The following is a 4,627-nucleotide window of genomic DNA, read 5'->3' as shown; positions in this document are numbered from 1 at the left end:
GGAAATAGTTCAATTGGTCGGTGGAGAACAAAACATAATTAGTGTTGTGCATTGTGCCACACGTCTGCGTTTTACATTAAAAGATCATAGTCAGGCTGATAAGAAAAGTCTTGAAAATTTAGATGGAATTCTCAGTGTTGTAGAGAACGGTGGGCAATTTCAAGTTGTCGTTGGGAGCCATGTCTCCGAGGTTTATAAAGATGTAATAAAGATTGCAAATGTAGGTAGTACGGCAAAAGAATCATCAGAAAAATCAAAGGGAAATGTGATTGCAAAAATATTTGACGTTATTGCAGGAAGTTTTTCTCCGATACTCGGAGCCCTTGCTGGTGCAGGGATGCTTAAAGCGTTGTTAGCTCTTTCAACAATGACTGGTATCTTATCAGCCAAAAGTGGAACCTTCTTTATTTTATCTTCAGCTGGAAACGCGGTCTTTTACTTCCTCCCAATCTTTTTAGGGATTACCGTTGCGACAAAGCTGGGAGCAAATCCTTATGTGGGTGGTACGATTGGGGCAGCATTGCTGGAACCTAATTTTACAAGCTTGCTGCAGAATGCAGGTGATAGCACTCATTTTCTCGGCATACCGGTTGTTTTGATGAACTATTCTTCTACTGTGTTCCCTGTTTTTATCGCAGTCAGTATTTATGCAGTTTTAGATAAATTTCTAAGGAAAACCATTCACAAAGATCTACAATTGTTTTTGGTTCCTATGTTGTCTTTGCTTATCATCGTACCATTAACGGCAATTGCATTTGGTCCTTTCGGAGTCTATTTTGGGAATAGCATTGGGACATTTATTAATTTTTTATATTCCGAAAGCGGAACCTTGACAGGTGCCTTAATGGGTGGTGCATACACTTTCCTTACCTTATTAGGTATCCATAATGGACTCGCTCCATTTATTCTTGAGAATTTGAGACATGGTGGGGATCCACTGCTTGCATTGGTTTCCGCATCTGTATTTGCACAAATAGGCTTGGCATTTGGTGTTTTCTTGAAAACAAAGGACAAAAAAGTAAAAGCACTTGCTGTATCTACGTTATTGCCTGGATTATTGTCAGGTATCACAGAACCAATTCTGTATGGGTTAGTGCTTCGTTATAAACGCACAATTCCTTATGTCGCAATAGCTGGAGTTGTTGGAGGAGGAGTTAGTGGCTTAGTTGGAGCAAAAGCAACGACATTGGCATTAATATCTGCTTTAAGTATTCCAATTTATTCACCATTAGTACCATACATTATTGCTATATTATCTGCTTTTGCTATTGCAACAATTCTGACAGTAATTTTCGGGTATGAAGATAAAAAGAAAATAGAAGTAAAAGAAAACAGGGTAGAAGCAGGACAGACAATTATAAAACAAGAAGCAATTGTCAGCCCATTAACTGGAGTAATTAAACCGTTAGCCGATGTGGATGATCCAGTGTTTTCATCAGAAGCTATGGGAAAAGGGATTGCAATTGAACCAACTGTTGGAAAAGCTGTATCACCTGTGAACGGTACAATCACAACAGTTTTTCCGACAGGACATGCAATTGGAATTACGTCAGACGAAGGTGCAGAAATATTAATCCATATTGGAATCAATACTGTCCAATTAGGAGGAGAATATTATTCACCGGTCGTTAAACAGGGTGATCGAGTAAATCAAGGTGACTTATTAGTCAACTTTGATATTGAAAAAATTAAAGAAGCTGGATACCCAATTACTACTCCAATTATCATTACAAATACAGACCGTTATATTGATATTATCGATACGAATAAAGAAGCTGTTCAGGAAAAAGAAGCGTTGTTGACATTAGTCGTTTAATGATCTTCTTTTAGGAAGTCTGGGGAGAGACTTAAGTCCTCTTCCCCATATATAGATGATTTTAACAACTAGAAAGATATTAATTAAGGAGGATTTAATTATGAATTTTAAAGAAAAGAAATTTCCAGAAGGTTTCTTATGGGGGGGAGCTACTGCAGCCAATCAAATTGAAGGTGGATGGAGCAAAGATGGTAAGGGAGTTTCTGATGCAGATATTTGTACCGGTGGCTCTCATACACACAGCAAGAGAATCACACCAGTTCTAGAAGAAGGCACCTTCTATCCATCACACGAAGCAATTGACCATTATCACCGTTATCAAGAGGATATTGCCTTGTTTGCTGAAATGGGTTTTAAAATTTACCGCTTTTCAATTGCTTGGACACGGATTTTCCCAACTGGTGAAGAAAGTGAACCAAATGAAGCAGGCTTACAATTTTATGAAAATGTTATTGACGAGTGTTTAAAATACAACATCGAACCGTTGATTACGATTTCGCATTTTGAAATGCCTTACGCTTTAACAGAAAAATACAACGGTTGGGCGGACCGTCATGTGATTGATTTATTTGTTAAATATTGTGAAGTCATCTTTAATCGCTACAAAGGCAAAGTAAAATACTGGTTGACCTTTAACGAAATCAATTGTGCTACTATGCCTGTGGGGAATCTTCAAGGAACTGGCATTCTCAACGAAGGAACGACTGATTTTATGAACCAAGTGGATAATCCGCAAGTCCGTTTCCAAGCATTGCATCATCAGTTTGTTGCTAGTGCTAAAGCCGTAAAAATTGGACATGAGATCGATGAAAATTACCAAATCGGCTGTATGATTGCTAATATGATGAGCTATCCATTAACCCCTAATCCAGCAGATGTTTTAGAAAATCAAAAAGGAATGCAGCTTTCAAATTATCTTTGCGGAGATGTACAAGTTCGAGGCACTTATCCAAGCTTCTCTAAACGTTATTTTGCTGAAAATGGTATTACGATTGAAAAAGCGCCAGAAGATGACGAAATTTTAAAGGCTGGAACCGTTGATTTCTATACATTTAGTTACTATACGTCATTTTGTAAGAGTGCAGATCCTAATGAAACAACAGCCGGAAATGTTTTTGGCGGTGCGAAAAATCCTCACTTAAAATCAAATGACTGGGGTTGGCAAATTGATCCAACTGGTTTGCGGATCGCTTTAAATGAAATTTATGATCGCTACAATATTCCGCTAATGGTTGTTGAAAATGGCTTAGGTGCCTATGATAAGGTTGAAACTGATGGAACGATTAACGATAGTTATCGTATTGACTATGTCAAGCAACATATTGAGGCAATGCATGAGGCGATTTTAGATGGTGTAGATTTAATTGGTTACACACCTTGGGGCTGTATCGACCTGGTGTCTTTATCGACAGGTGAAATGGCAAAACGCTATGGTTTCATCTATGTGGATCGTCATGATGATGGTACAGGGGATTATTCTAGAAAAAGAAAGAATAGTTTCTATTGGTATAAAAAAGTTATTGCTTCAAATGGGGAAGAGCTGTAAAGTACGCCATTTTAAAAAAGAGATAGGAAGGTAGGCATTCTTATCTCTTTTTTTTACTATTTTAACTTCGATTCTCTTGAATTTGATGAGATTGAAGGCATTCAATTTATAAGAAATACGTCTACATAAGCTGGAGGGGAAAAAGTGAGGAAGATTGCAGTACTAACAAGTGGTGGCGATGCACCTGGAATGAATGCTGCTATTCGTGCGGTTGTTCGAAGAGGTATCTTTAAAGGACTAGATGTATATGGAGTACTCAATGGATACGATGGTTTAATGTCCGGAAACTTTATTAAAATGAATCTTGGAAGTGTAGGTGATATTATCGGTTCTGGTGCAAGAAATCTAGTAAACTTGGACATACTGATACTATTACTCTACAAAAGGTGTGTGATCGGTATGGAAAAGGACAATTTGTTCAAATGGAAGCACTATCAGCCTGATATTATTTTATTAATGGTAAGATGGTATCTACGATACAACCTAAGTTTTCGTGATTTGGTGGAAATGATGGAGGAACGAGGCTTATTCATTGCTCACACAACCATTATGCGTTGGGTACATCAATATGGTCCTGAGTTGGATAAGAGAATCCGACGTTATCTCAAACAAACCAATGATTCATGGAGAGTGGACGAAACGTACATAAAAGTAAAAGGACAATGGATGTACCTGTATCGTGCAGTCGATTCAGATGGAAATACCATTGATTTTTTCCTTAGTAAAACGAGAGATGCCAAATCAGCCAAGCGCTTCTTGAAAAACGCCTTGGCTTTTTCGTATGTTGCCAGACCTCGTGTCATAACAGTAGATAAAAATCCAGCTTATCCAGTAGCGATTCAACAGTTAAAAAACGAAAAAAAGATGCCGGAAGGCATCCAAATAAGGCAAGTAAAATATCTGAACAACATCGTGGAACAGGAGCATCGATTCATTAAGAGGCGAGTCCTTCCTATGTTAGGGTTCAAGTCTTTTGACACAGCTACATCCATTCTTTCAGGAGTAGAAGCCATGCATATGATTAAAAAAGAACAGATTGATTTACGGGATCAGTCTGTCCAAAATCAGAAAGAATTCATCCATCAATTGTTTGGGCTTACGTCATAGGATACGATTCTGCTAGGAAAATATGTGCTTTATTCTCTTTTATTTTATCTTTGCACCAGAACCAAGCAGTGCTTTGCTAAATGCGTTAGAACAAAAAACGATGGGCATTATTCGTGCGACCATCTCTAGCGGACCTCATCCATCACAAACGTTTGTCC

General features: G+C 38.1%; 3 protein-coding genes and 1 pseudogene. All 4 read left to right on the top strand.

The features are described from left to right. The coding region (locus tag H540_RS0121545) for a beta-glucoside-specific PTS transporter subunit IIABC (protein WP_081415235.1) at positions 1-1,816 on the top strand (1,816 nt) is incomplete at its 5' end. Between the two features lie 100 nt (positions 1,817-1,916). Next, on the top strand, positions 1,917-3,362 hold the full coding sequence (locus tag H540_RS0121540; RefSeq protein WP_028402336.1) for a glycoside hydrolase family 1 protein: 1,446 nt from the start codon (positions 1,917-1,919) through the stop codon (positions 3,360-3,362). A 189-nt stretch (positions 3,363-3,551) separates the two neighbouring features. Beyond that, a pseudogene (locus H540_RS34870) lies at positions 3,552-3,647 on the top strand (6-phosphofructokinase); the annotation flags it as partial. A 114-nt stretch (positions 3,648-3,761) separates the two neighbouring features. Continuing rightward, complete coding sequence (locus H540_RS0121535) at positions 3,762-4,469, top strand: IS6 family transposase (RefSeq protein WP_028402335.1); 708 nt, start codon at positions 3,762-3,764, stop codon at positions 4,467-4,469. Positions 4,470-4,627 lie beyond the last annotated feature (158 nt).

The organism is Ectobacillus panaciterrae DSM 19096 (genome assembly GCF_000430785.1).
In the GTDB taxonomy this organism is placed as follows: domain Bacteria; phylum Bacillota; class Bacilli; order Bacillales; family Bacillaceae_G; genus Ectobacillus; species Ectobacillus panaciterrae.
The sequence above is the reverse complement of the archived record's forward strand: the minus strand, read 5'-3'. Positions and strand labels throughout refer to the sequence as shown.